We start from the raw sequence: 26,189 nt of genomic DNA on the forward strand, positions 1-26,189 counted from the left end.
TGACCACCCCCTCCTACCTTCCTGAGCCGAACGCCCGGGCGGACCGCGCCCGGGAGCGACGCGAAGCACGCGCGGGAACGCGCAGTGAGGGGACGCACCGCCATGAAGAAGGCGCACATGTTCGGCGCGCTGGTGCTGGCCGCCGTCGGGGTCACCGGCGTACCGGCGACGGCCCAGGCCGCGGACACGACCGGCGAGCTGGTCGGGCTCGCCGGCAAGTGTCTGGACGTCCGGGGCGGCAAGCAGACCAAGGGCACTCCGATCCAGATCCACACCTGCAACAGCACCGCGTCCCAGAAGTGGACGTACACCGAGAAGCCCGGCGACATCGGGTCCACGCTCACCGCGTTCGGCAAGTGCCTGGACGTCGCGTCGGGCGGCACCGCCGACCGCACCCCCGTCCAGCTCTACGACTGCAACGACTCCCCCGCCCAGAAGTGGGTCCGCTACCAGGGCGACACTCTGGTGAACCCGCGCTCCGGCAAGTGCCTCGACGTCCGGGACGGCAACACGGGCGAGGACACGCCCGTGCAGATCCACCGGTGCAACGCCACGCCGTCCCAGGTCTGGAAGTTCCGCGGCCAGGGCGGGACCCGGCCCCCGCAGTCACTCCAGCGCGAGGTCTTCGACCTGATCAACAACTACCGCGCGCAGCGGGGCAAGGCGCCGCTCCAGTACGACGACGCGGCCGCGCGCGCCGCGCAGGCCGCGGCCGACGAGCAGGCCCGGCGGGGGCAGCAGGGCCACTGGCTCGACATGTTCGACAACCTCAGGAAGAACGGCTACTCGCGCCCGATGAGCACCGTCGCCGAGAACGCGGCGGGCGCCCCCGGCATGTGGAAGGACGCCCGGTCGGTGGTCGACGCGTGGATCAAGTCGCCGAACCACGAGGGGAACCTCCTGGGCGACAAGTACAAGTACACCGGCGTCGGCCTGACCATCGACGGCAACGGCACCTACTGGTGGGCGCAGATGTTCGTCGGCTGACGGGGCGACCCGGCGGAGAAGGTAACGTCGGCGGGAGCAGAGCCGAACGGCACACACCGACGGCCGGGACACCCGCAGGCGTCACGGCCGTCCCACGCGGGAGAGCCACCCTGAACGAGCCGACCACTGGGCCGACCACTGGGCCGACCACCCGGCCGCGTACCGAGCGGGAGCCCGTCACCGACGGCCGCCGTGCCAAGGGTGAGCGCCGCCGCCGGGCACTGATCGAGGCCACCGTGCGCGTCATCGCCCGCGACGGCGCCGCGGGCGTCACGCACCGCACGGTGGCCCGCGAGGCGGACCTGCCCACGACCGCGACGACGTACTACTTCAGCAGCATCGACGCGCTCCTGACGGCGGCGCTCACGGAGTGCATGGAGGAGGACTCCGCGCGCATCGAGGCGCTGGCCGCAGCGCCCGGCGACGGCGCGGACAAGCGGCGCGCGCTCGCACACCTGATGGCGGAGATCCTGAGCCCGCCCGGACATCTGCTCGCCGAGTTCGAGCTGTGCCTGCTCGCCGTGGGGCGCCCCGCGCCGCGGGCGGGGCCCCCGCGCGGGGGGGGGGCCCCCCCCCCCGCCCCCCCCCCGGGGGCCCCCCCCCCCCCCCCCCTCGCGACCGCATCTTCCGCGCTGCGCTGCCGCGCCGGCCCCCCCCGGCCCCCGGGGGCGCCCCACCGGCGCTGGAAGGGCGCCCTCGCCACGTTCGCCCGGCAGTTCACGGACGAGCCGCTCCGCGTGAAGCTGTTCACGCAGGCGTACGACGGGATGCTGCTGCAGGGCCTGCTCGACGACAGGCCGCCGACGCCCGACGAGTTCGATGAGCTGCTGCGGGAGCTCCTTCCGGATCCCGCGGGCGGCTGAGCCTCAGGCGCGGGCGCGGTAGCGCAGATACGCCATGCCGTTGCCGAAGCGGCGCTCGTCGAGCAGGTCGAGGCCGATCCGGAGCCCGGCGGGGAACACCCGCTTGCCGCCGCCCACCACGCTCGGGGCCAGATACAGCTGGCACTCGTCGACGAGCCCGGCCGCGAGGGCGTGGGCGGCGAGGCCCGGCCCGCCGATGGCGAGGTCGTGGCCGAGGTCCGCCTTCAGGCGCCGGACCGCGTCCGGGTCGAAGGTCCGCTCGATCCGGGTCCGCGCGGTGCCGGGCCGCTCCAGCGTCGTGGAGTACACGACCTTGTCGGCCGCCTGCCAGATCTCCGCGAAGTCCCGCAGGGCGGAGGGCTGTTCGGGCCCCGGCGGCTCTGTCTCCCAGCCCGCCATCATCTCGTACATCCGACGTCCGTAGAGGTACGTCCCGTACGGGCGCATCGCGTCGTTGATGAAGGTGTGCACCTCCTCGTCGGGCACGGCCCAGCTGAAGTCGCCGGCCTCGTCCGCGACGTAGCCGTCGAGCGACGCGATCGTCGAGTAGACCAGCTTCCCCACGGTGTCTCTCCCTTCGCCGGGTGCCGCCCCGCACCGCGTCGGGTGCCGCCCCGGACCCTACCGGCCACCGCGGCGACAGGGCGGGAACCGGCTCGACTACAGTGGGGGCGGGCCGTGACTGGCGCTGGGGTGGAGCACCACCGGGGAGCGGCCTGACACCGATGTCGAATGCCGTGCGCCTGGGCGAGTGGTCACACCCACGCCTGGGAGGCACCCATGTCCCCGCACACCCCGACCGTCCCGACGCAGCCGGCCCGGCTCATGGACGGCACCGGCCTCGCCCGGCGCGTCGTCGAGGAGACCGCGGCCCGCGCCGCCGAGCTCACCCGGCGCACCAAGGTGGCGCCCTGCCTGGCGACCGTTCTCGTCGGCGACGACCCCGCGTCGGTCACATACGTACGGATGAAGCGGAACCGCTGCGAGAAGGCCGGGATCGTCTCGCGCCACATCGCGCTGCCCGCCGGGACCACGACCGAGGAGCTCGTCGCCACCCTGGACGCCCTCTCCGAGGACCCGACCGTGCACGGCATCCTGCTCCAGCACCCGGTCGGCGACCACGTCGACGAGCGCGCGGCGTTCGAGGCGATCGCGCCGCACAAGGACGTCGACGGCGTCACGCTCAGCTCGTTCGCCGCGATGAGCTTCGGGCGGCCCGGCTTCGTGTCCTGCACCCCGGGCGGGATCATGCGGCTGCTCGACGCGTACGACGTGGACCTCGCCGGGAAGCGGGCCGTCGTGGTGGGGCGCAGCGCGATCCTCGGCAAGCCCGTGGGGATGCTGCTGCTCGCCCGGGACGCGACGGTCACCTACTGCCACTCCCGCACCACGGACCTGTCCGCGCACCTGCGCGAGGCGGACGTCGTCGTGGCGGCCGTGGGCAGACCCGAGCTGATCCGCGGCGAGGACATCAAGCCGGGCGCGGTCGTCATCGACGCCGGGTACAACGCGGGCAACGTCGGCGACGTCGACTTCGACGGCGCCCGCGCCCGGGCCGACCTCATCACTCCGGTGCCCGGCGGTGTGGGGCCCATGACGATCGCGGTGCTCCTGGCCCAGACGGTGGACGCGGCGGAGCGGCAGCTGGGGGTGCGTGCCTAGGCCGTGTCCGACGGGTCGGCGCCGCGCTCGCTCACCCGCGCGTGGACGTCTGTCCCCGCCGTACCACGATCTGGTGCTTTCACCAGCCGTTGACCCTCTGTTGAACCCTGAGTCCTACGTTCCTCCCCGTCGCGGTGACACCCCGTCGCCGCACCGTCACGAGGGGGTTCGATGCGTCGCAACAAGGCTGTGCTCGCCACGGGAGCGGCAGTGTTCAGCATGGCGTTGCTCGGCACGGCGGGGCAGGGCGCGAGCGCCGACGACGGCGGCCGCGAGACGGTGTCCGTCTCGGCGGTCGCGGGCAAGGACGCCGCGCGCAAGATGGCCGAGCAGCGGCCGCTCGTCAAGGCGGCGAGCGTCATCAGATGGGCGCAGGAGCGCGGCCAGTACAAGGGGTTCACCGGCATCGCGCTCGAGGAGGGCCGCGTCGCCCTGTACTGGAAGGGCGAGCTGCCCGCGAAGGTGCGGCAGGCCGTCGCCAAGGCGCGCCGCACCGCGCCGGTGCGGATCGTGGCGGCCCCGCACTCGCTCAGGGAGCTCAAGATCGCGTCGGCGCGGCTCCAGGAGCGGCTGCGTGCCGAGCCGGCGCTCGGCCACACCGTGAAGATCCCGACGGACGGCAGCGGGCTCGTCGTCGCCGCCGACCCGGGCCGCAGGTCGGCGGCCGCCGCGCCGCGCAGGGCCGCCGCCCTCAAGGACGACCTCGGCGTGCCGGTGCGCACCATCACGCAGCGCAGGATGAAGGAGCGCAGCCGCAGCAACGACTCGTACCCGTGGTCGGGCGGCGCGGTCCTGCGGAAGGACGGCCGCGACAACTGCACGTCCGGCTTCGGCGTGCGCAACAACACCGGCGCGCAGTTCATCCTCACGGCCGAGCACTGCGGCAGCCAGCCCGGCACCCGGCACTACAACGGCGCCGACCAGTTCATCGGCACCCCGGGCTCGTCCAGCGACCCGCACGACATCATGCTGATCCCGACGTCCGACGTGGACAACTTCATGTACACGGGCGGCCTCGGCGACGAGCGCGGTGTGCGCGTCGACGGCTGGGACTGGGTGTTCGTCGGCGAGTACCTGTGCCAGTCCGGCGCCACCAGCGCCGGGGCGACCGGCGGGCCCGTCTGCAACCTGAAGGTGGAGAAGTTCTACAACGACTCCGAGGACCTGGTGGAGGCCAAGCAGATGGACGGCCAGGAGGCCGCACGGGGTGGTGACAGCGGTGGTCCCGTGTACGCGGCCGGGGCGAACGGGACCGCGATAGCCAAGGGCACGGTCACGCGCTCGCTCGGTCCCGGCCTCGGGTTCCAGGACTTCGGCACCGCCTGGCGCGACTTCGGGGTGTGGATCGACAAGTAGGCCCGTGGGCCGGGCCGTTCACGGCAGTAGGGCCGGTCACAGCGCCTCGCGCAGCAGCTGCACCGGATGCCACGCCGTGCGCTCCGTGCCGTGGAAGATCTGCTGACGGCACGAGGAGCCGGTGGCGACGATCACGGTGTCGTCGGACGCGGCCCGCACGGCGGGGAAGAGGCGGTCGGCTCCTACGGTCATCGAGACGTCGTAGTGCTCGGACTCGAAGCCGAAGGAGCCGGCCATGCCGCAGCAGCCCGCGTCCAGTTCGGTGACCTCGACGCCGGGGATGCGGCGCAGCAGGGCGACGGTGGCCGCGGTGCCGACCTCGGCCTTCTGGTGGCAGTGGCCGTGGAACAGCAGGGTGCGGCCGCTGAGCCAGGAGTCGGGGCGCAGGGTGAGGCGGCCGTCGTCGATGGCCTCGGTGAGCAGCTCCTCCAGCTGGCGCACCCGGTCCGTGACCGCCTGGCGTGCCGAGTCGCGCGGGAGCAGGGCGCGGTGCTCGTCGCGCAGGGTCATCAGGCAGGACGGTTCGCAGCCGGTGACGGGGGCGTCGGGCGGCGTCGTCTCGGTGAGGCGGTGGACGAGCTGGAAGGCCTTGTTGCCCGCGTCGTCGAGGAGGCCCTTGGAGAGGCTCGAGCGCCCGCAGCAGCCCCCGCTCTCCAGGTGCACGGCCCACCCGGCGCGTTCGAGGAGCTCCACGGCGGCCCGGCCGATCTCCGGTTCGGTGTACGTGGTGAAGGAGTCGGCGAGCAGGACGACCGTGCCCTGTCCGGTCCCCCCGGCGGGGGTGCGGCGGCGGAACCAGCGCACCAGGTTGCGGCGGGCGTAGCGCGGCAGCGGGCGGTGCGGGGTGATGCCGAGGGTGCGGTCGAGCAGGCGGCGCAGGAGCGGGACGCGTCCGGGGAGATTGGACAGGGGCGCGGTGGCCGAGCCGAGGCGGTTGAGGACGCGGATGGCCGCGAAGACGCGGGATCGTACCGGAATCCCGTGCTCGTCGTGGTGGTGCGCGAGCGCCTCCGCCTTCAGCGAGGCCATGTCCACGCCCAGGGGGCACTCGCTCTTGCACGCCTTGCACATCAGGCACAGGTCGAGGACCTCGTGCAGCCGCTCGTCGCCGAGCGCGGCGTGCGGGTCGGGCGCGGACAGAGCCTGGACGAGGGCGCCCGCGCGGCCGCGGGTCGAGTCCTCCTCGTTCTTGGTGGCCATGTAGGAGGGGCACATGGTGCCGGCGTCGGCCTTGCGGCACAGGCCGATGTTCATGCACCGGTCGGCGGCCGCGCGCATGCCGCCGGTGACCTCGAAGTCGAGCCGGGTGCGCAGGCCCGCCGCGGGCGGCAGGGCCGCGTCCCGCAGGTGGTCGGTCATGGCGGGCGCGTCGACGATCTTGCCGGGGTTGAGGCGGCCGTCGGGGTCGAAGAGGCCCTTGACGCGCCGCATGGCCCGGTACAGCTCGTCGCCGAAGAGCTCGCGGTTGAACTCGCTGCGGGCCAGGCCGTCGCCGTGCTCGCTGGAGTTCACACCGCCGTACTCGGTGACCAGGTCCTTGATCTCCTCGGCGACTTCGCGCATCGTCCGCACCTGCGCGGGGTCGGTCACGTCGAGGAACGGGCGGATGTGCAGGCAGCCCACCGAGCAGTGGCCGTAGAAGCCCGCGGTCAGGCCGTGCCGGTCGAGGACCTTCTTGAGGCGCGTGGTGTACGCGGGCAGGTGGACGGGGTCGACGGCGGTGTCCTCGATGAACGCGAGCGGTCGCTTGGTGCCTTCGCTGGCGGCCATGAGCAGGCCGAGGCTGGACTTGCGGACCTTGAGCAGGGCGGACTGGTCGGCCGGGGTGACGGCTCTGAGGGTGTGGTAGCCGTGGCCGTGGCGCCGCCACAGGGCCGTCAACCGGTCGACGCTGCCGAGGAGTTCACGCTCGTCGTCGCCGGTGAACGACACGAAGAGCAGCGCGTCCGGGTCGCCTTCGAGGACGGTGGACAGGGACGCGTACTCCAGGCGCTGCCGGGACAGGTCGAGGATGGTGCGGTCCATCAGCTCGACGGCCGCCGGGTCGCAGGCGAGGGCGTCCTGGGTGGCCTCGATGGCCCCGGCCACGGAGGTGAAGTGGCCGACGGCGAAGACGGTGCGGGCCGGTTTCGGCACCAGGTCGACCAGGGCCCGGGTGGTGACGGCGAGGGTGCCTTCGGAGCCGACGAGGAACTTCGCCAGGTCGAACGGGGTGTCCTCGCGGGCGAGCCGGTCCAGGCGGTAGCCGCCCGCCCGCCGCCAGTGGCCGGGGAATCCGGTGGCGATGGCGTCGGCGTGCGCCTCGACCAGCGCGGGCAGCTCGCGGTGGATGCGGCCGTCGAGGGTGGCGACCGCGGCGCGGCTCTTGTGCTCCTGTTCGGTGAGGGGCGCGAAGTGGGTGGTGGTGGCGTCGGACAGGACGACGTCGAGGGCGCGCACGTGGTCGATGGTCATGCCGTACCGCAGGGAGCCGCTGCCCGCCGAGTTGTTGCCGACCATGCCGCCGACGGTGGCGCGGTTGCTGGTGGAGGTGTCGGGCCCGAACATCAGGCCGTGCGGGGCGGCGGCGCGGTTCAACTGGTCCTGGACGACGCCGGGTTCGACCAGGGCGGTGCGGCCCTCGGGTTCGAGGGCGACGATGCGCCGCATGTGGCGGGACAGGTCGAGGACGATGCCCGGCCCTGTGGTCTGTCCGGCGAGGCTCGTGCCCGCGCCGCGCGGCACCACGGACACGCCGTGCTCGGCCGCGGCCGCGACGGCCGCCTGGACGTCGTCGGCGTGACGCGGGAAGACGACGCCGAGCGGGGTGATGGCGTACATGCTGGCGTCGCGCGCGAACAGGTGGCGGCTCACGGCGTCGAAGAGGACCTCGCCGTCGAGGTCGGCGCGCAGCCGCCGCGCGAGATCGCCGCCGAGCTCGTCCCGTTCGGCTTCCGTTCCGGCTTCCGTTCCGGCTTTCGTTCCGGCTTTCGTTCCGGCTTCGGTGGACTCGGTGCTGGATGTCATGCGTCACGCTCCGGGGGCTGAGGGGCGTACGGAGAGGGTGAGTCGGTGCGAGGGGGCGCCGGGGCCTCAGGTCGTGCGGAGGTGGTCGAGCGCCGCGGCGACCCCGGCCGGGCCGACGGGGACGCCGGCGAGTTCGATCCCCATCTGGACGCCCGCGAGGGTGCCGGCGAGCGTGAGGTCGTTGAAGTGGCCGAGGTGGCCGATGCGGAAGACCTTGCCCGCGAGCCGGCCGAGGCCGGTGCCGAGCGACATGTCGAACCGCTCGAGGACGATCTTCCGTACGGCGTCGGCGTCCTGGCCGTCCGGCAGGAGCACGGCGGTGAGCGATCCGGAGTGCTCGCGGTCGTCGGCGCACAGCACGTCGAGCCCCCAGCCGCGCACGGCGGCCCTCGTGGCCTCGGCGTGCCGGGCGTGCCGGGCCCAGACCTGTTCGAGGCCCTCCTCGGCGAGCATGCGCAGGGCTTCTTCGAGGCCGTAGAGGAGGTTGGTGGCGGGGGTGTACGGGAAGTAGCCGGTCCCGTTGGACTCGATGATCGGCGCCCAGTCCCAGAAGGACCTGGGCAGGCGTGCCGTGCGGGACGCGGCGAGCGCCTTGTCGCTGACGGCGTTGAAGCCGAGGCCCGGCGGCAGCATGAGGCCCTTCTGCGAGCCGGTCACGGTCACGTCGACGCCCCACGCGTCGTGGTGGTACTCGATCGAGGCGAGCGAGGAGACCGTGTCGACCAGGAGCAGCGCGGGGTGGCCCGCGGCGTCCAGGGCGGCGCGGATCTCCGGGACGCGGCTGGTGACTCCGGTCGACGTCTCGTTGTGGACGACGCACACGGCCTTGATCCGGTGGGCGATGTCCGCGGTGAGGTGCTCCGCGGCGGCCTCCGGTGACGCGCCGTGGCGCCAGTCGCCGGGCACGAACTCGACGTCGAGGCCGAGGGAGCGGGCCATGTCCCGCCAGAGCGTGGCGAAGTGGCCGGTCTCGAAGCACAGCACCCGGTCGCCGGGGCTGAGCGTGTTGACGAGGGCGGCCTCCCAGGCGCCGGTGCCCGACGCCGGATAGACGACGACCGGTGAGGTGGTCCCGAACACGGGCTTCAGGCCGTCGAGCACGCGCCGCGTGAGGTCGGCGAACTCGGGGCCCCGGTGGTCGGTGGTGGGGGCGGACATGGCGCGGAGCACCCGGTCGGGGACGTTGGTGGGGCCGGGGATCTGCAGGAAGTGACGGCCGGTGGTGACGGGCATGGTGCGAATCTCCCCTCCACGCTTGTGCCGTACTGCGGCACAGCGTATCGTGATGCGGCACGGCGCAGCATAGGGTCGCGCCCGGAGGGGGTCAACGGTGCAGAGCGTCCTCAACACGCTGCGGGTCCTTGAGGAGTTGGCGGTGCGCCAGCCCGTGGGGGTCGCCGAGCTCGCACGCGGCCTCGACCTGCCGAAGAGCACGGTCCAGCGCGCCCTCGGCACCCTGCACACCGCGGGCTGGATCAAGCAGACCGGCACGACACCCACGCGCTGGACCCTCACCACGAAGGCGCTGCTCGTCGGCCGGCAGGCCACGGGCGAGCTGGGCCTGCGGGACGTCGCGGTGCCGGTGATGGAGGCGCTGCGCCGCGAGGTCGACGAGACCGTGCACCTGGCGGTGCCGGAGGGGGACCGGGTCGTCCTGGTCGAGCGCCTGGAGACGAGCCAGCCGGTGCGGATCGTGCTGCCGCTCGGGCAGAACCTGTCCGGGCACGCGTCCGCCAACGGCAAGGCGATCCTCGCCGCCCGCTCCCCCGAGGCCGTCGAGCGCTACATCGCCGAGGGCCTGCCCCGGTTCACGAGGACGACGATCGGCGACGCGGAGGCGCTGCGCGCGGACCTCGCCGCGGTCCGCGCCCGGGGCTACGCGCTCAACGAGCGCGAGTGGCGCGACGACGTCTCCGCGGTGGCCGCCGCCGTGCTCGGGCCCGACGGCACCCCGGTGGCGAGCGTGAGCGTCAACATGCCCGCGAGCCGGTGCGACAGGAAGCGCCTCGACCAGCTCGGGGCGCATGTGCGGGCGGCGGCGCGGGAGGTCAGCGCGGCCCTCGGGTACGAGGCGCCGCGGTCCGGCCGCGTGGCGCCGCGCGACGGCCGGGCGGGGTGATCGCCCCGGCTGCCGCGGAATGATCACCCCGCCCGCCGCGGCGTGATCGCCCCGACTGCCCTACGGTCGCACCCCCTTGACGGGGCGTGACACCCGTCACATACTCGCCAGCGTTGTTATCCGAGTTCCGCATAGCGGAATCGGGAATCCGTGCTGCGGACTTTCAGGCCCGGCATGGCCGCCCCCGGGTTCAGCACTGCCGCACTGCCGCCCGGACGCCGCACGGCCCCCTTCCGCGCCCCCCACGCTCGGCCCTCCAACGCCCGCATACTCGGCCGCAGTCCGAAGGCGAGGACGTGTCATGGCAGACCATCTCATCGCGATCGGCGCACTGGTGCTCATTTTCGCCGTCGCCACCTTCACCTCGGTCCATATGGGAGCGCTTGCGCTCGTCGCCGCCTTCGTCGTCGGCTCCGCCGTCGCCGACGAGAGCGCGGACGACGTGTTCGGCGGCTTTCCCGGGGACCTCTTCGTCGTACTCGTAGGCGTCACCTTCCTCTTCGCCATAGCGAAGAACAACGGCACCATCGAATGGCTCGTGCATGCCGCGACCCGGGCCGTGGGCGGCCGGATCGCGCTCATACCGTGGGTCATGTTCCTCATCACGGCCGCGCTCACCGCCGTCGGCGCGGTGGTGCCCGCGGCGGTCGGCGTCATCGCGCCCATCGGCATGAGCTTCTGCGCCCGCTACCGCATCAGGCCGCTGCTCATGGGGCTGCTCGTGATCAACGGCGCCAGCGCGGGCGGCTTCTCGCCCGCCAGCGTCTTCGGCTCCATCACCAACGGCGTGGTCGAGCGCAACGACCTGCCCGGCGACCCGGGGCTGCTCTTCGCCATGTCGTTCCTGTTCAACGTGGCGCTCAGCGTGGTCGCGTACGTCCTCTTCGGCGGACGCGCCCTGCTCGGCCGCCGCGCCACGGACACCGAGGGCGACGCGGGGGCCGCCGTCCACGAGGGCCCCGCCGACCCCGCGCCCGCCGGTGGCGGCGCCGCCACCGTGACCGTCGCACCCGCAACGCCCACCATGGCCCTGACCCTCGACCTGCCCCGCGTGACGACCCTGCTCGGACTGCTCGGCATGGTCGCGGGAGCGCTCTTCCTCGAATACAACGTCGGCCTGATGGCGCTGACCGTCGTGGTCGTGCTCACCCTCGTCGACCCCGACGCGGCCAAAGGGGCCGTCGACCGCTGCGCCTGGTCGACCGTCCTGCTGGTCTGCGGCGTCGTCACCTTCGTCGGCGTCATGGAGCGCCTGGGCACGATCGAGTGGCTCGGCGACAGCGTCGCGAAGATCGACGCGCCGCTCCTCGGCGCCCTGTTGATCTGTCTGATCGGGGCCGTGGTCTCCGCGTTCGCCTCCACCACCGGCATCCTCGGGGCCCTCATCCCGCTCGCCGTACCGTTCCTGATGGACGGTCAGGTCGGCGCGGTCGGCCTGATCATCGCGCTCGCCATCTCCTCGTCGGTGGTCGACTCCTCGCCGCTGTCCACCAGCGGCGCCCTGGTCACCGCCAACGCCCCGGAGGAGGAGCGCACCCAGGTGTTCGGCGCCCTCATGAAGTGGGGCATGTCCATGGCCCTGGTCGCACCGCTCGCCACGTGGGCGCTGTTCGTCGTGCCGGGGTAGAGGTATCCGGTGGGCCAGTGTCACGCGTAGCCGGCTCGGGAGCGTACGCCGCGTGCTTCCGTGCGCTCCCCTGCCGGTCTTGAGTGCCCCGGTGATCCACGCTGAAGTGGCAGCGCAGTCGCTCCGAAGGGACAGGGCAGTTGCTCCGAAGGGACAGGGGACCGGCAATGGGCGAGAGCAGGCGCAGTCTCCCGAAGGGCGGCCGCTGGGGCCGGGCCGTCGTCGTCGGCGGCGGATACGCCGGGCTCGTCACCGCACGGGCCCTCGCCGACCACTTCACCGAGGTGCTCGTCCTGGAGCGCGACCCCGTGCGGCCGGACACCGGGGTGCATCCACACGTTCCGCAGGGCTACCACGCGCACGCGCTGCTCGCCCGCGGCGGCGACGCCCTGGAAGGGCTCTTCCCCGGCCTGCGGGCGGAGCTCGCGGACCTGGGCGCGCCGGTCTTCGACTACGGCGAGCGGATCAACTTCCTGCTGCCGACCGGCTACGCGCCGCCCGACCCCGTCGGCGTGCCCATCCAGACCTTCACCCGCGACGAGCTCGAACGGCGCCTGCGGCAACGCGTCGCGGCCCTGCCCTCCGTACGGATGCTCCCGGCCACCCACTGCGAGACGGTGGCGGCGAGCGCCCCCGGCCGCCTGGACCGGGTCCACTACCGCGCCGCCGACGCCACCGACACCACGGAGAGCACAGAGACCACGGAGATCACGGAGATCACCGCCGACCTGGTCGTCGACGCCTCGGGCCGCGCCACGTCCGTCGACCGCTGGCTCACCGACGCGGGCCTGCCGGCCTCGGACACGGCCGTGGTCAAGGCGAAGATCACCTATACATCCGCCTGCTACGAGCGACCGCCGCAGGACCGGCAGGACTTCGACATCGCGTACCAGATGACCTTCGCCCCGGGCGTGCCGCGCGGCGGGGTGGTCCTCGCCGTGGAGCACCACCGCTGGATGTGCTCCCTGTTCGGCTTCGACCAGCACGTGCCGCCCACCGACGACGAGGGCTACCTCGGCTTCGCCCACACCCTCGACAACCCGCGCCTCGCCGAACAGATCAAGTGCGGCACCCGGCAGGGGGAGATCCACCGCTACACCAACCCCGGCAACGAGTGGCGCCTGCACCACAAGAACCCGCGCTGGCCCGAGCGCCTGATCGCGCTCGGCGACGCTGTCTGCGTGTTCAACCCGGTGTACGGGCAGGGGCTCACGGTCGCCGCGCTCGAAGCGGAGCTGCTCGACCGACTGCTGCGCCGCCGCCGGGCCGACGCGTCGGGGCTCGACGGGCTCAGCCGCGCCTACCAGCGCGCCGCGGCCCGACTCATCAAGGTCCCCTGGACCATGGCCACCAGCTCGGACCTGATGTGGGCACCCGGGAAGAAGCCCCGGTCCGCGCGCTTCGCCCACTGGTACAACCAGCAGGTCTTCGCGCTCGCCGTGCACGACCCGGGCGTGTGGGCCCGGTTCGTTCAGGTCCTGAACATGATGGCCCCGCCCTCGCTGCTCCTGCGCCCGAGCGTGCTCGCCAAGGTGGCGCGCCGGGCGCTCACGCGGCGCGCCGACTGAGCACGCCGGCTGAGCGCTCAGGCCGGGCGCTCAGGCCGGGCGCTCAGGCCGGGCGCGGGACGTACGCAAGGCCGTGGGCGCCGGGCTCACCGCGCTTGGCGATGTCGAGGCGGGCCAGGCCCTGGAGCGTCGCCAGGTCGACGATGTGGACCGTGGACGAGGTCACACAGGACACGTACGCGATCCGGCCGTCGGGCGACGACGTGATGGTCAGCGGGAAGAGCCCCACCTCCACCTCGCCGACGCGCTGGTGGGTGTCGGCGGCGAACACCGTGAGGCGGCCCGGCGCCTGACGTCCGAGCCGGGACTCCGGGTCGGGCGCCATGCGCAGTTCGCCCACGAGCAGCTGCCCCGTCGAGGTCAGGTGCACAGGGAAGGCGACGTTCTCCGTGGGCAGGGTCGCGGTGACGGAGGCCGTGCGGGCGTCGACGACCCGGACCCCGGTGGCCGGCCGCTCCCCTTCGGCGCGGGCGAAGGAGCCGTACGGGGCGGCGACGAAGGCGTGCGTGCCGTCGGCGGAGACGGCGAGCCCCTCGCTGCCCGGCACCTCGACCTTCGCGGTGAGGGTGCCCGTCGCGAGGTCGACGACCGACACGAACGGGGCTTCCTTGTTGGTGGCGTAGCCCGTCGTGCCCGCCTGGTCGATGGCGAACCAGTGCGGTCCGGGCGCGTCCGTGTCGATCCTGCCGAGCGGCTTGCGGGTCCTCGTGTCGATCACCACGACCCCGCCGGGCCGGTCCACCCCGCCCTCCACGCTGACGTAGAGGCGGTGGCGCGCGGTGTCGAGGGCGAGCCCGTGCGGCCCGTGTTCCGGGGCGATGTCGACGACCTCGACGACGCGGCGCGTGTCGGGGTCGATGACGGTCAGCTCGGTGCGGCGGCCGCCGTTCGCGTGGTAGTAGCCGGAGTGGTACGTCGTCGCGCACCACAGCAGCCGCTGCGTCGGGTCGAAGCACAACTCGTGCGGCTCGGCGGTGACGTCGACCGTGCCGACGTGCCGGTCGGACGCGGCGTCGAAGAACGACACCGTCGGCCCGCTCTGACTGACCACGGCCAGGAGATCGCCTTCTCGGCCGGCGCGGGGGGACTGCTGCACAGAGGACTCCTCGAAGGGGGTGAAGGGGTGCCACGCGTTGTCGCGGGCACCTCCACTCTCCGCACGGGCGCACTCGCCGACCATGCAAAGATGGGCACGCAATCCTTGACTCAGCCGCAAAGATGCAGCTCAGGAGCGTCAATGGATCTCAATCTGCTGCGTACCCTGGACGCGTTGCTCCAGGAGAACAGCGTGACCCGCGCGGCCGAGCGGCTCGGTACGTCACCCGCGGCGGCCAGCCGCACCCTCGCCCGGCTCCGCCGCGCCGTCGGCGACCCGCTCCTGGTCCGCGCGGGCCAGGGGATGGTCCCGACCCCGCGGGCCGTCGAACTCCGCGACGAGGTGCGGGCGTTGCTGCACGGCTGCGACAACGTCCTGCGGCCCGGGGCCGGTTTCGCCGCCGTGCACCTCCGGCGCACCTTCACCGTGCAGGCCACGGACCTGCTCCTGGTGGGGCTCGCCGGGGCCCTCACCGAGCGGATCCACACGGAGGCGCCCCACGTGGACGTGGTCTTCCTGCCGGAGGCCATGGAGGGCGGCCCCGCGCTGCGGCAGGGCCTGGTGGACGTCGAACTGGGCGTGCTCGGACAGCTCGACCCGGAGATCCGCACCCGGCACCTCACCCGGATGACGCTCGTCGCCGTCGCCCGCAGCGGCCATCCCCTCTTCGAGAAGCGCATCGACGCCCGCCGCTTCGCCGCCGCCGACCACATCGGCATCTCCCGGCTCGGCAAGCGCCTCGGGCCCATCGACAGCGCGCTCGCGGAGCGCGGGCTGCGGCGCCGGGTCGCGGTCGTCGTCCCCAGCCACACGAGCGCGATGATGCTCGCCCGGGACAGTGACCTCGTCGCCCTCACGGTGGCCGACTGGCTCCCCGACACCACCGCCGCGCTCGGCCTGCGCACCTTCCCCATCCCCCTCGACCTGGCGCCCCTCGACCTCGGCATGGCCTGGCATCCGCGCAACTCGGCCGACCCGGGGCACCGTTGGTTCCGTGACCATGTGGCGGCCGCGGTGCTCTCGCCCGGGGGCGGCTCACGGTGACCGGACGCGGGTGGGCCGCCGCACGTGGCTGCCGCCCTGCTACGCCCGTATGAACACCGTGTGGCGGTGCCCCTGGGGTGGCCCGGACTCCGTTGACGGGTGCGAAAGTCCGGTGCTCAACTGTTCGTATGCCGTCCTCGCTGCCGCTGTTCTCACGTGAGCACGTCGACCTCTGTCGGGTGTGTACCTCAGCGTGTTCCGGCGCAGTCGCCTTGAGCGGCTGATCGGCCCTTCGGGCCTCGTCCTCAAACGCCGGACGGGCTTCATTCTTCGGCCCTACGGGCCTTGTCCTCAAACGCCGGACGGGCTTTGTCCTGCTCGTCTGTCCCTGCACGAAAGGCTTGCCATGCCCGTGGAGTTTCTCGGTATTGCCGGTACCCATGACGGGTCGGAGACTCGGGCGCGCTCCGGTGCCGCCTTCGACAAGGAGTACACCGTGCGGCTCGCCCGGGCCCACGAGGACCACGGGTGGGACCGGGTCCTGTTCGCGTACGGCTCCGGCTCCCCGATCCCCGCGGCCGCCGCCGGATACCTCGCGGCGAAGGTCGAGACGCTGCAGATCCTGCTCGCGCACCGGCCGAACGTCTCGTACCCGACGTACGCCGCCCGGACGTTCGCGACGCTCGACCAGATCAGCGACGGACGCCTCACCGTCCACTTCATCACCGGCGGCAACGACCACGAGCAGCGCCGCGAGGGCGACACGCTCACCAAGGACGAGCGCTACGCCCGCACCCGCGAGTACATCGAGATCGTCAAGAAGGTGTGGACGCGGCACGAGGCCTTCGACCACGAGGGCCCGCACTACCGCTTCCAGGACTTCGTCAGCGACGTCTTCCCCGTGCAACAGCCGCACCCCGGCGTCTCGTTCGGCGGCTCGTCGCCCGCGGCGTACGCGGCGGGCGGCGCGGAGGCGGACATCTACTGCCTGTGGGGCGAACCCCTCGCGCAGACCGCGCAGCAGATCGAGGAGGTGGCGCGGTCGGCGCGGGCCGCGGGGCGCACCGAACCGCCGCGCATCCAGGTCGCCTTCCGGCCGATCATCGCCCCCACGGAGGAGCTGGCCTGGGAGAAGGCACACCGCACGGTCGGCGCCATCCGGGAGCGCCGCACGGGCGGGGAGTCCCTCACCCGCCGCCGCTCCCCCGGCTCCCCCGAGAACACCGGCTCCCAGCGGCTCATCGCCATCGCCGAGCAGGGCGAGCGCTACGACCGCGCCCTGTGGACGCCGACCGCGGCCGCCACCGGCGGCGCGGGCAACTCCAACGCGCTCGTCGGCACCCCGGAGACGGTCGCCCAGGCCCTGCTCGACTACTACGACCTGGGCGTGGACATCCTGTCCGCGCGCGGCTACGACCTGCTCGACGACGCGATCGACTTCGGCCGCTACGTCATCCCGATCGTCCGCGAAGAGGTCGCCAAGCGCGACCGGGAACGGGCCGAGCGCGGGCCGCAGACCCTTGCGCGCACGCTGAGCGGCCTGGCGGTGGCGGGATGACGTCCGCCGCCCCGGCGGCCTCCGCGCTCCGGGCCGAGGACGCCGGGCCGCAGGCCGACGCCGAACTGACGGTGGTCCCCGCGCGGCACTACTGGCGCTGGGCCGCGGGCGTCGCCGTCCTCGTCCTCGCCGCCCAGTTCACCCACGGCCTCGTCACCAATCCCGCCTGGGAGTGGGAGGTCTTCTTCCGCTATCTGACCGCCGACAGCGTCCTGCGCGCGGTGTGGGTGACGCTCCAGCTGACGGTGTACGGCACGGCGCTCGGCTTCGCGCTCGGTCTGGTCGTCGCCCTCATGCGCCTCTCCCGCAGCCCGCTGCTGTCCGGCGTGGCGTGGCTGTACGTCTGGGCGTTCCGCTCCATCCCCCTCATCGTGCAGCTGCTCTTCTGGTTCAACCTGGCCTATCTGTACGAGGAGTTGGGCGTCGGCATCCCCTTCGGTCCCGTCGTGTGGAGCTTCGGCACCATGCATCTGGTCGGGGCGATGTCCGCCGCCGTCATCGGGCTCGCCCTCCATCAGGCCGCGTACGCCGCCGAGATCCTGCGCGGCGGCTTCCTCGCCGTCGAGCCGGGGCAGCTGGAGGCGGCCGCCGCGCTCGGCATCCCGCGGCTTCGGCAGCTGCGCCGGATCGTCCTTCCGCAGGCGATGCGCTCGGTCCTGCCGAACGCCGCCAACGAGATCGTCTCGCTGTTCAAGGGCACCTCGATCGTCTCCGTGATGGCGATCGGCGAGCTCTTCTACCAGGTGCAGGTGATCTACGGCCGCAACGGCCGGGTGGTGCCGCTGCTCATGGTCGCCACGGTCTGGTACATCGTCCTGACCACGCTGTTGTCCATCGTCCAGTACTACGTGGAGCGGCACTTCGCGCGCGGCGCCGACCGCACTCCCCCGCCCACGCCGCTCCAGCGCGCCCGCGCCTTCGCCCGCAAGGCCGCGCAGCGCCCCACACCCCTCCGGGAGAACCGATGAGCACCACCCCCGTGATGGTCGACGTCCGCGGCATCCACAAGAGCTTCGGCCCGCACGAGGTCCTTCGCGGCATCGACCTCCAGGTGCGCACGGGCGAGGTCACCGTGGTGATCGGCCCCTCCGGCTCCGGCAAGTCCACGCTCCTGCGCGCCATCAACCACCTGGAGAAGCTCAGCCGGGGCTCGGTCAGCATCGACGGCGAGCTGATCGGCTACCGGCGGCGCGGCGACAAGCTGTACGAGCTCAAGGAGCGGGAGATCCTGCGCCAGCGCACCCGGATCGGCTTCGTCTTCCAGAACTTCAACCTCTTCCCGCACCTGACGGTCCTGGAGAACATCACCGAGGCCCCCGTGTCGGCGCTGCGCCGTCCGGCCGCGGAGGCGAAGGACCGGGCGCGGGCGCTGCTCGCCCGGGTGGGGCTCGCGGACCGGGCCGACGCCTACCCGCGGCAGCTGTCCGGGGGCCAGCAGCAGCGCGTGGCCATCGCCCGCGCGCTCGCCCTCGACCCGCAGGTGCTGCTCTTCGACGAGCCGACGTCCGCGCTCGACCCGGAGCTCGTCGGGGAGGTCCTCGACGTCATCAAGGACGTGGCACGGGCCGGTACGACGATGATCGTGGTGACGCACGAGATCGGGTTCGCCCGCGAGGTCGCCGACACCGTGGTCTTCATGGACGACGGCGTGATCGTCGAGCAGGGCCCGCCCCGGGAGGTCCTCGACCGGCCGCGCCACGAGCGCACGCAGGCCTTCCTCTCCAAGGTTCTGTAGAGCGGGTCCTGCAGCCGGTCCGGCAGCCGGTCCCGTAGCCGCCCCGCCTCCCCTCCCGCCCGTACGTATCCGCACCCCCCGCCCCCCCCTGCGCACGCCCCGCCCCGCCACACCCCTCCCCGCCCCGAGGAGTTCCACCGTGTCCGCTCCCGCCTCCTCCGTCACCCGCCGCGCCACCCTCACCTTCGCGCTCGCCTCCGCCCTCGCGCTCACCGCCGCCTGCGGCTCCCCCGACGACGAGGACACGGGCCCGGCCGGGCGCGCGCGGCCCGGCGCCAAGGGCGCGAAGGTCGACCTGAGTCCCGACCAGGACCGCGTCAGAGCCAGAAAGGTCGACGCGATCGCCCGCCTCGTACCGCGGCGCGTGCGGGCGCGCGGCACGCTCGAAGTGGTCGCGTCCGCCGGTTCCGTGCCGCCGCTGACCTTCTACGCCACCGACGACAGGACCGTCATCGGCGTGGAGACCGACATCGCCCAGCTGGTCGCCGACGTGCTCGGCCTGAAGGTCCGGCCGCACGCGGTCGACTGGGCGAACATCTTCGTCGGCCTGGACAGCGGCAAGTACGACGTCGGCTTCAGCAACATCACCGTCACCGAGGAGCGCAAGGAGAAGTACGACTTCGCCACCTACCGCCTGGACACCATCGCGTTCGAGGCCAGGAAGAACCGCGGCTGGAAGGTCAAGGGGCCGAAGGACGTGGCGGGCCGCACCATCGGCGTCTCGTCCGGCACCAACCAGGAGAAGCTGCTCGTCGACTGGAGCAAGCAGAACGTGCAGGCGGGCCTGGAGGCCACCAAAATCAAGTACTTCCAGAACACCTCCGACTACTACCTCGCCCTCGGCTCCGGCCGCATCGACGCCTACCTCGGCCCCAACCCGGTCGCCGCCTACCACGCGGCCAGCACCGGCCGGTCCGAGGTCATCGGCACCTTCTCGGGCGCGGGCGACCGGCTCCAGGGCAAGATCGCCGCCACGACGAAGAAGGACAACGGCCTGATCGAGGCGGTCCACAAGGCGCTCGCGCACCTCATCGACGAGGGTTCCTACGCCAAGGTGCTCGCCCACTGGGGTCTCGCGGACGAAGCCGTGCGCACCTCCGAGCTCAATCCGAAGGGGCTGCCCAGGACCTCCTGAGGCCGGGGCCCCTGCCCGGCCTGTCTGGCCTGCCCGGCCCGTCCGGGACGTCCGGGACGATCGACGGGCGCCGTTCCGCCGTCTCCGCGCGGTAGCGGGCGCGCCGGGTGAGGCCCGGCGGGTCGAGGACGATCCACTCGCCGCCCTCACGCAGCACCCAGCCGCGCCGCGAGAAGTCCATCAGGACCTGGTTGACTCGCTCGCGCGACGCCCGGACGTGGCGGGCCAGTTCGTCCTGGCTGAGGTCGAGGCTGAAGCGCGGGCCGAGGGGCGTGCGGCGGCCGAACCGGCTCGCCTGCTCCACCAGGGCGCGTGCCACTCGGGTGGCGACGTCCACGCCCGTGACGTCCTCCAGGCGGTCGTTGATGCCGCGGATGCGGGTGGCGAGCAGCCGCATCATGCGCAGCGCCGCCTCGGGGTGGCGGGCGAGCCAGTCGCGCATGGCGAGCACCGGCACCCAGCACACGTCGGTGTCCTGGACGGCGGTGGCGGTGGAGTGCCGGGGGCCGCCGTCGAACACGCAGAGCTCGCCGAGGAGTTGACCGGGTCCGGCCATGGTGAAGAGCACGTCCTTGCCGTCGGAGTCCGGGCGCGTGACCTTCACCTTGCCGCGCAGGATGACGAAGACGCAGTCGCCCGCCTCGCCCTCGACGAACACGGGGGTGCCGCGGCGGAACGTGCCGTGCACGGCGACGCGGTCGAAGTCCGCGCAGGCGGCGGCGGGCAGGCCCACGAGCAGCGGCACGACGCGGTACGTCGCGTGCGGGGTGAGCACGGTCCACCTCCAGGGTCGGACGGGCGGGCCCTACGGGTCCCGGCGGGGTGGCGGCGCGGTGGACTCCCGTACCACCAGGGAGACGGGGAGCAGCAGGGAGCGGGTGGGGCGGGCCGGTTCCGCCATGCAGTCGAAGAGCGTCCGGGCGGCCTCGGCGCCGATCTCGTGGTGGGACACGCGCACGGTGCTGAGGCCGGGGCACAGGCGGGACAGGAACGGCATGTCGTTGAAGCCGACGACGCTGACGTCGTCCGGGCAGCGCAGGCCGCGCTCGGCCAGGACGTCGTAACAGCCGAGCGCGAGCAGGTCGTTGCCCGCCACGACGGCCGTGCAGGCGGTGCCCGCGTCGAGCAGGTCGCGCAGGGCCTGGGCCCCGGCCGCCTCGCTCCACTGCGGCGCCTCGGCACACAGGGCGGGGTCGTCGGCGAGGCCGAGGTCGTGGACCGCGTGCCGGAACGCGCGGGCGCGGGCCACGCCCGTGGACGTCGTGGCCGGGCCGCCGACGAAGGCGACGCGGGTGTGTCCGAGTGCGGCGAGATGGCCGACCGCCTGCGCGATGCCGGACGCGTCGTCGGGGGTGACGCAGGGGACGTCGAGGCCGTCGACGGACCGGTTGACCAGGACCATCGGCACGCCGTCGGCGTGCAGCGCGCGCAGGTGGGGGTGGTCGCGCCGGGCGGTGGCGACGATCAGCCCGTCGACCCGCCGGGCGCGCAGCGACTCGATCTGGGCACGCTCGCGCACCGGGTCGTTGTGGGTGTCGACGATCCAGGCGTGGTAGCCGGCCGGTTCCAGGGTGCTCTCGATGCCGCGCACGATGGGCGGGAAGTAGGGGTTGGTGAGGTCGGGCAGGATCAGGCCGACGGTGTGGGAGCGGGCCGTCTTCAGGCTGCGCGCGATGGGGTTCGGGTGGTAGCCGAGGTCCTTGGCCACGCGCAGGACGCGGCGCGCCGTGTCGGCGTTGACCTGGGCGCGCGTCGCCGGGTTCAGGGCGCGGGACGCGGTGGCGGGGTGCACGCCCGCGGTGTCGGCGACGTCCCGCAGCCGGACGGGGCGCGGCCTCAGCATGCCTGTGGGTCGAGCAGGCCCCGGGCGGGGTCGAGTGCGGTGGCGAGGGTGTCGTCGCCGGGGCGGTAGCGCAGGCGCAGGCCGAGCACGGTGTCCAGGGCGGCGCGGTCGGCGGCGCCGTCGGGCACGAGCCCCTCGGCGGGCTGCCGCAGGCGCTCGGCGTACCGGACCGCGAGGTCGTGCGGCAGGCCGAGGGCGTCCTGGGTCTCGCGCAGGACGAGCGGGTCGAGGACGCGCGAGACGATCAGGCGGGACGTCTGCGCGAGGGCGGAGGTCAGGGCGTGCGCGTCCTGGGCGCGCCGCGGGCCGACGGCGGTGAGCACGGTGCCCAGGTAGGGCCCGCACACGTCGGTGAGCCCGGCGAGGCGTACCGCCCCCGCGGCCTCGGCCCGCAGGTCGCTGCCCGCGCCGAGTACGGTGGCGGCGCACCGTCCGTCGAGGAGGGCCGTGAGCCGCCGCGGGGTGGAGCCGAGGGACACGATGGCGTAGTCCCCGGCCGTCGGGCCGGGCGTCCGCGTCGGTCCCGGGAGTTCGCCGGGCCCCTTCAGGCCGAGGGACTCCAGGACCGCGTACAGCGCGAAGGCGAAGCCCGAGTCCGGCACGTCCACGCCGGCCGCGGCGCCGCGCAGCTGGTCGGCGCCGGTGATGCCGGGCGCCGCGTACACGCCGAGGCCGAGACCGCGGTCGAGGGCGGCGAGGATGCGGGCGTCGCCCGTGCGCCCGAGGGGGTTGTCCGCGACGAAGCGGTACGCGATGACGTTGTCCGGGCTCGTGAACGCCGCGTCGAGCGAGCCGTCGAACAGGGCGCGGAACTGCGCGGGCGACGATCTGACCGGCACCTCGGTGACGGTCAGGCCGTGCTGGTCGAAGAGACCGGCCGCACGCGCGACACGCAACAGGACGGACGGGCTGAACACGCCGACGGCGAGGGAGCGATGGCGCATGGGTGCGCTCCTGGAGTTGGGAGGTGGCTCCATCTGTGTGCAATCGATTGTGGAGAGTTCAACTCGCCCATGACAAGGGGCAGAAGCGGTAAGACGCTGAAGGGACCGCAATCGATTGTCGCCGCATCTGCGAAGGAGATCACCTTGCCGGACACCGTGCACGACACCGCGGCCGACGCCCCGGCCGACACCGTGAACGACCCCATGAACGACCCCGTGAACGACGTCGCGATCGACGCCGTGACACAGGAGAGCCCCGCCCGTCGCGACGCCCCCGACCTCCCCGCCGACCGGCGGCACCCCACCGTCGGCTGGGCCGGCACCGGCCGCATGGGTTTCGCCATGGCCCGCCGCCTCGCGGACGCGGGCGTCGACGTGGCGGCCTGGAACCGCACCGCCGACCGGGCCGCCCCGCTCGCCGCGCACGGCGCCACGGTCGTCGGCTCGCTGGCCGAACTCCGCTCCCGGAACGTGGTGTTCACGATGGTGGCCGACGAGCACGCCCTGACGGAGCTGCTCATGGGCGAGGGCGGCCTGCTCGCCGACCCCGCGCGGGTGCCCGGCACCGTCGTGGACTGCTCCACCGTCTCCCCCGGCGCCTCACAGACGCTGCGGCACGCCTGCGCCGAGCGCGGCACCGCCTTCCTCGCCGCGCCGGTGAGCGGCAACGCGAAGGTGGTCGCGGCGGGCCGCCTCGGCATCGTCGTCTCCGGGCCGCGGGCGGCGTACGAACGGGCCGAGGCGCTCCTTCGGATCATCGGGCGCGCGGTGACGTACGCCGGGGACGGCGACAGCGCCCGCCTCGTGAAGATCGCGCACAATCTGGTGCTCGGGATCGTCACGCAGGCCCTTGCCGAGACGGCGGTGCTCGCCGAGAAGGGCGGCGTGCCGCGCCGGGCGTACCTGGAGTTCCTCAACGACAGCGTCCTCGGCTCGGAGTTCACGCGGTACAAGACCCCGGCGCTCGTCGAGCTCGACTACACGCCGACGTTCACGCCGGTCCTGCTGCGCAAGGACTTCGACCTGGGGCTCGACGCGGGGCGCACGCTCGACGTGCCGCTCCCCCTCGCGGCGGCGACCGCGCAGCTCGTGCAGGCCTGTGTGAGCTCGGGGCGCGGCGCGGAGGACTTCGCCGTCCTGCTCGATCTGCAGGCCGCGGCGTCGGGCCTCGCGCTCAAGCCGGGCACCCTCGCGCCGGACCCCGGCGCGGGAACCGACACTGACGCGGACGCAGAAGCCGACACGGGAGCCGACGCATGACCGCCTCCGCCCCCATACCCGCGCCCCCGACCACCTCCGCCCCCTTACCCGCCCCCGGCCACATGAGCGTCGACCACGAGCAGCGCCTCGACCTCGACCGGCTGCGGCGGCACCGGCTCGCCCGTGCCCGCGCGGCGCTCGACGCCTCCGCGTGCGGGGCGTTCCTCCTGTTCGACTTCTCCAACATCCGCTACACGACGTCGACGTGGATCGGCGGCGCCCTCGGCGACAAGATGACCCGCTACGCCCTCCTGACCCGCGGCGGCGAGCCGCACCTGTGGGACTTCGGGTCCGCCGCCCGCTACCACCGACTGCACAGCCCCTGGCTCGACCCGGACCACTGCCGCGCCGGGATGCTCGGCCTGCGCGGCGCCGTCGCACCCGACGCCGGCCTGATGCGGGACGCCGTACGGGAGATCAAGGCGCTGCTCCGGGAGGCCGGGGTCGCCGGGGAGCCGGTGGGCGTGGACATCGTGGAGCCGCCGTTCCTGTTCGAGATGGAGCGGCAGGGCCTGCGCGTGGCCGACGCCCAGCAGCATCTGCTCGGCGCTCGCGCGATCAAGTCGCCCGACGAGATCACCTTGCTCAGCCAGGCGGCGGCCCTGGTCGACGGCGTGTACCAGGACGTCCTGGAGGCGCTGCGGCCCGGCGTGCGCGAGAACGAGATCGTGGCGCTCGTCAACGAGCGTCTCTACGCGGGGGGTTCGGAGCAGGTCGAGGCGGTCAACGCGGTCAGTGGCGAGCGCTGCAACCCGCATCCGCACAATTTCTCCGACCGGATCGTACGCCCCGGCGACCAGGCGTTCTTCGACATCATCCACGCCTACAACGGCTACCGGACCTGCTACTACCGCACGTTCGGCGTCGGCCGGGCCACGGCGGCGCAGCGGGACGCGTACGCCCGTGCGCGGGAGTGGATGGACCGGGCGATCGCGGCCGTGAGGCCGGGGGTCGGCACCGACGTGATCGCGCGGCTCTGGCCGGAGGCGACGTCGTTCGGCTTCGCGGACGAAATGGCCGCGTTCGGGCTCCAGTTCGGCCACGGGCTCGGCCTCGGACTGCACGAGCGCCCGGTCATCTCGCGCCTCACCAGTCTGACCGCACCCGTGGAGCTGGAGGCCGGGATGGTCTTCGCCCTGGAGACGTACTGCCCGGCCGACGACGGCGTCTCGGCCGCGCGGATCGAGGAGGAGGTCCTGGTCACCGAGGACGGCGCGCGCGTCCTGACCCTGTTCCCGGCCGACGAGCTCGTCGTCGCGGCCGCCTACTGACACCCGCCCGCCGCACCAGCACCCGCTCACCGAGGGGAGTTCCCGCATGCCCGCGGACCCGCACACGACCCTGCCCACCACCCTCCGCACGCCCCTGCACACGGCTCTGCCCACCGCCCTCCCCACCGACCTCCACATAGGCGGCCGCCCGACCGCCGCCAAGGACCGCTTCCCCGTGCACGACCCCGCCACCGGCGCCGTCCTCGCCGAGGTCGCCGACGGCGGCGCCGAGGACGCGCTGCGCGCCGTGGCCGCGGCGCACGAAGCGGGCCCCGGCTGGGCCGCCACACCCCCGCGCCGCCGCTCCGAACTCCTCCTCGCCGCCTTCGATCTGATGCGGGGGCAGGCGGAGGAGCTGGCCGCCCTCATCACCGCCGAGAGCGGCAAGGCGCTGTCCGACGCCCGCGCCGAAGTCCGGTACGCCGCGGAGTTCTTCCGCTGGTACGCCGAGGAGGCCGTGCGCGCCGCAGGTTCCCTCGCGACCGCGCCGTCCGGCGGCCATCGCCTCCTCGTCCAGTACCGGCCCGTCGGCGTGTGCGCGCTGGTGACACCGTGGAACTTCCCCGCGGCCATGGCCACGCGCAAGCTCGCCCCGGCCCTCGCCGCGGGCTGCACCACGGTCCTCAAACCGGCGAGCGACACCCCGTTGACGGCGCTGTACGTCGCCGCGCTCCTGGAGCGGGCCGGGGTGCCCCCGGGCGTGGTGAACGTCGTGCCCGCGCGCCGCCCGACCGCGGTCGTCCCGGCCCTCCTCGCGGACCCGCGGGTGCGCAAGCTGTCCTTCACCGGGTCCACCGAGGTCGGCCGCGCGCTGCTGCGCACGGCGGCCGACCGGGTCGTCAACGCCTCGATGGAGCTGGGCGGCAACGCGCCGTTCCTGGTCTTCGCGGACGCCGACCTGGACGCGGCCGTCGACGGGGCGATGGTGGCGAAGATGCGCAACGCCGGGCAGGCGTGCACCGCGGCCAACCGGTTCTACGTCCAGGCCCCCGTCGCCGCGGAGTTCGGCCACCGCCTCGCCGAGCGGATGGCCGCGCTCACCGTGGGCCACGGGGCCGCGCCGGGCACCGACGTCGGGCCGCTGATCAACCGGGCGGCCGCCGACAAGGCGGACCGCCTGGTGCGGGCCGCCGTGGCGGGCGGCGCCGAGCCGCTGACCGGCGCCGCCCGCCCTG

Annotated in this window: 22 protein-coding genes and 1 riboswitch; of the genes, 15 read left to right on the plus strand and 7 right to left on the minus strand. The window is 73.4% G+C overall.

Annotated features, from left to right (window positions below; translation table 11 throughout):
- Positions 1-102 precede the first annotated feature (102 nt).
- Both ACFWZ5_RS06190 and ACFWZ5_RS06195 read left to right on the plus strand, forming a co-directional pair.
- Positions 103-987 (plus strand): CAP domain-containing protein, encoded by an 885-nt coding sequence (locus ACFWZ5_RS06190; protein WP_384788916.1) that lies wholly within the window; start codon positions 103-105, stop codon positions 985-987.
- Positions 988-1,223: 236 nt separating this feature from the next.
- Positions 1,224-1,850, plus strand: coding sequence for a TetR/AcrR family transcriptional regulator (locus ACFWZ5_RS06195; RefSeq protein ID WP_384890475.1), 627 nt, complete (start codon positions 1,224-1,226; stop codon positions 1,848-1,850).
- Positions 1,851-1,853: 3 nt separating this feature from the next.
- Here the strand turns inward: ACFWZ5_RS06195 and ACFWZ5_RS06200 are convergent, their stop codons facing one another.
- Positions 1,854-2,414 carry a dihydrofolate reductase family protein gene (locus ACFWZ5_RS06200; RefSeq protein ID WP_384788922.1) on the minus strand — a complete coding sequence of 187 codons (561 nt, stop codon included), beginning with the start codon at positions 2,412-2,414 and terminating at the stop codon, positions 1,854-1,856.
- 104 nt (positions 2,415-2,518) lie between these two features.
- Positions 2,519-2,606, plus strand: a riboswitch (ZMP/ZTP riboswitch).
- A gap of 24 nt (positions 2,607-2,630) precedes the next feature.
- Between ACFWZ5_RS06200 and ACFWZ5_RS06205 the strand changes: the two genes are divergently transcribed.
- Positions 2,631-3,512 (plus strand): bifunctional 5,10-methylenetetrahydrofolate dehydrogenase/5,10-methenyltetrahydrofolate cyclohydrolase, encoded by an 882-nt coding sequence (locus ACFWZ5_RS06205; protein WP_384788925.1) that lies wholly within the window; start codon positions 2,631-2,633, stop codon positions 3,510-3,512.
- Positions 3,513-3,683: 171 nt separating this feature from the next.
- Positions 3,684-4,868 carry a hypothetical protein gene (locus ACFWZ5_RS06210; RefSeq protein ID WP_384788927.1) on the plus strand — a complete coding sequence of 395 codons (1,185 nt, stop codon included), beginning with the start codon at positions 3,684-3,686 and terminating at the stop codon, positions 4,866-4,868.
- Positions 4,869-4,904: 36 nt separating this feature from the next.
- Here ACFWZ5_RS06210 and ACFWZ5_RS06215 read toward each other — a convergent pair whose 3' ends face one another.
- Positions 4,905-7,874 (minus strand): FAD-binding and (Fe-S)-binding domain-containing protein, encoded by a 2,970-nt coding sequence (locus ACFWZ5_RS06215; protein ID WP_384788930.1) that lies wholly within the window; start codon positions 7,872-7,874, stop codon positions 4,905-4,907.
- 66 nt (positions 7,875-7,940) lie between these two features.
- Positions 7,941-9,107, minus strand: a complete 1,167-nt coding sequence (locus ACFWZ5_RS06220; RefSeq protein WP_384788933.1) for a pyridoxal-phosphate-dependent aminotransferase family protein — start codon at positions 9,105-9,107, stop codon at positions 7,941-7,943.
- A gap of 97 nt (positions 9,108-9,204) precedes the next feature.
- On the opposite strand from ACFWZ5_RS06220, the gene ACFWZ5_RS06225 reads away from it, so the two are divergent.
- The 3 genes from ACFWZ5_RS06225 (at position 9,205) to ACFWZ5_RS06235 (ending at position 13,188) form a co-directional block, all read left to right on the plus strand.
- On the plus strand, positions 9,205-9,993 hold the full coding sequence (locus ACFWZ5_RS06225) for an IclR family transcriptional regulator (RefSeq protein WP_384788936.1): 789 nt from the start codon (positions 9,205-9,207) through the stop codon (positions 9,991-9,993).
- A gap of 301 nt (positions 9,994-10,294) precedes the next feature.
- Positions 10,295-11,620: an SLC13 family permease gene (locus ACFWZ5_RS06230; RefSeq protein ID WP_384788939.1), complete on the plus strand. Its 1,326-nt coding sequence runs from the start codon at positions 10,295-10,297 to the stop codon at positions 11,618-11,620.
- Positions 11,621-11,787: 167 nt separating this feature from the next.
- A complete protein-coding gene (locus tag ACFWZ5_RS06235; RefSeq protein WP_384788942.1) occupies positions 11,788-13,188 on the plus strand; it encodes an NAD(P)/FAD-dependent oxidoreductase in 1,401 nt (466 codons plus the stop codon).
- A gap of 43 nt (positions 13,189-13,231) precedes the next feature.
- Here the strand turns inward: ACFWZ5_RS06235 and ACFWZ5_RS06240 are convergent, their stop codons facing one another.
- Entirely contained in the window at positions 13,232-14,284 is a 1,053-nt protein-coding gene (locus ACFWZ5_RS06240; RefSeq protein WP_384788945.1) for a YncE family protein, read from the minus strand.
- Between the two features lie 141 nt (positions 14,285-14,425).
- Here ACFWZ5_RS06240 and ACFWZ5_RS06245 point away from each other — a divergent pair, with 141 nt between their 5' ends.
- The 5 genes from ACFWZ5_RS06245 to ACFWZ5_RS06265 all read left to right on the plus strand — a co-directional run bounded on the left by ACFWZ5_RS06245 (position 14,426) and on the right by ACFWZ5_RS06265 (position 19,696).
- Positions 14,426-15,328 (plus strand): LysR family transcriptional regulator, encoded by a 903-nt coding sequence (locus tag ACFWZ5_RS06245; RefSeq protein ID WP_384788948.1) that lies wholly within the window; start codon positions 14,426-14,428, stop codon positions 15,326-15,328.
- Positions 15,329-15,674: 346 nt separating this feature from the next.
- The gene (locus ACFWZ5_RS06250) at positions 15,675-16,826 is read left to right on the plus strand and encodes an LLM class flavin-dependent oxidoreductase (protein WP_384788951.1); all 1,152 of its coding nucleotides are present in this window, start codon (positions 15,675-15,677) and stop codon (positions 16,824-16,826) included.
- Entirely contained in the window at positions 16,823-17,794 is a 972-nt protein-coding gene (locus tag ACFWZ5_RS06255; RefSeq protein ID WP_384788954.1) for an amino acid ABC transporter permease, read from the plus strand. The genes ACFWZ5_RS06250 and ACFWZ5_RS06255 overlap by 4 nt, the downstream gene beginning before the upstream one ends.
- Complete coding sequence (locus tag ACFWZ5_RS06260) at positions 17,791-18,561, plus strand: amino acid ABC transporter ATP-binding protein (RefSeq protein ID WP_384788957.1); 771 nt, start codon at positions 17,791-17,793, stop codon at positions 18,559-18,561. The genes ACFWZ5_RS06255 and ACFWZ5_RS06260 overlap by 4 nt, the downstream gene beginning before the upstream one ends.
- 139 nt (positions 18,562-18,700) lie before the next feature.
- Positions 18,701-19,696 (plus strand): ABC transporter substrate-binding protein, encoded by a 996-nt coding sequence (locus tag ACFWZ5_RS06265; RefSeq protein ID WP_384788960.1) that lies wholly within the window; start codon positions 18,701-18,703, stop codon positions 19,694-19,696.
- On the opposite strand, the gene ACFWZ5_RS06270 is transcribed toward ACFWZ5_RS06265, so the two are convergent.
- Genes ACFWZ5_RS06270 through ACFWZ5_RS06280 form a run of 3 tightly spaced genes read right to left on the minus strand, consistent with a single transcriptional unit; the run spans position 19,665 to position 22,483 of the window.
- The gene (locus tag ACFWZ5_RS06270) at positions 19,665-20,471 is read right to left on the minus strand and encodes a Crp/Fnr family transcriptional regulator (RefSeq protein ID WP_384788963.1); all 807 of its coding nucleotides are present in this window, start codon (positions 20,469-20,471) and stop codon (positions 19,665-19,667) included. The genes ACFWZ5_RS06265 and ACFWZ5_RS06270 overlap by 32 nt on opposite strands.
- A 30-nt stretch (positions 20,472-20,501) precedes the next feature.
- Positions 20,502-21,539, minus strand: a complete 1,038-nt coding sequence (locus ACFWZ5_RS06275) for a LacI family DNA-binding transcriptional regulator (protein ID WP_384788966.1) — start codon at positions 21,537-21,539, stop codon at positions 20,502-20,504.
- The gene (locus tag ACFWZ5_RS06280; protein WP_384788968.1) at positions 21,533-22,483 is read right to left on the minus strand and encodes an ABC transporter substrate-binding protein; all 951 of its coding nucleotides are present in this window, start codon (positions 22,481-22,483) and stop codon (positions 21,533-21,535) included. Before ACFWZ5_RS06280 ends, ACFWZ5_RS06275 begins: the two co-directional genes overlap by 7 nt.
- Positions 22,484-22,627: 144 nt before the next feature.
- On the opposite strand from ACFWZ5_RS06280, the gene ACFWZ5_RS06285 reads away from it, so the two are divergent.
- From ACFWZ5_RS06285 to ACFWZ5_RS06295, 3 genes are all read left to right on the plus strand, one after another.
- Positions 22,628-23,743 carry an NAD(P)-dependent oxidoreductase gene (locus tag ACFWZ5_RS06285; RefSeq protein ID WP_384788971.1) on the plus strand — a complete coding sequence of 372 codons (1,116 nt, stop codon included), beginning with the start codon at positions 22,628-22,630 and terminating at the stop codon, positions 23,741-23,743.
- Entirely contained in the window at positions 23,740-25,014 is a 1,275-nt protein-coding gene (locus ACFWZ5_RS06290) for a M24 family metallopeptidase (protein WP_384788974.1), read from the plus strand. The genes ACFWZ5_RS06285 and ACFWZ5_RS06290 overlap by 4 nt, the downstream gene beginning before the upstream one ends.
- Before the next feature lie 46 nt (positions 25,015-25,060).
- Positions 25,061-26,189: aldehyde dehydrogenase family protein (locus ACFWZ5_RS06295; protein WP_384890477.1), on the plus strand; the 1,129-nt coding region annotated here is incomplete at its 3' end.

The organism is Streptomyces sp. NPDC059003 (assembly GCF_042740445.1).
In the GTDB taxonomy this organism is placed as follows: Bacteria; Actinomycetota; Actinomycetes; order Streptomycetales; family Streptomycetaceae; genus Streptomyces.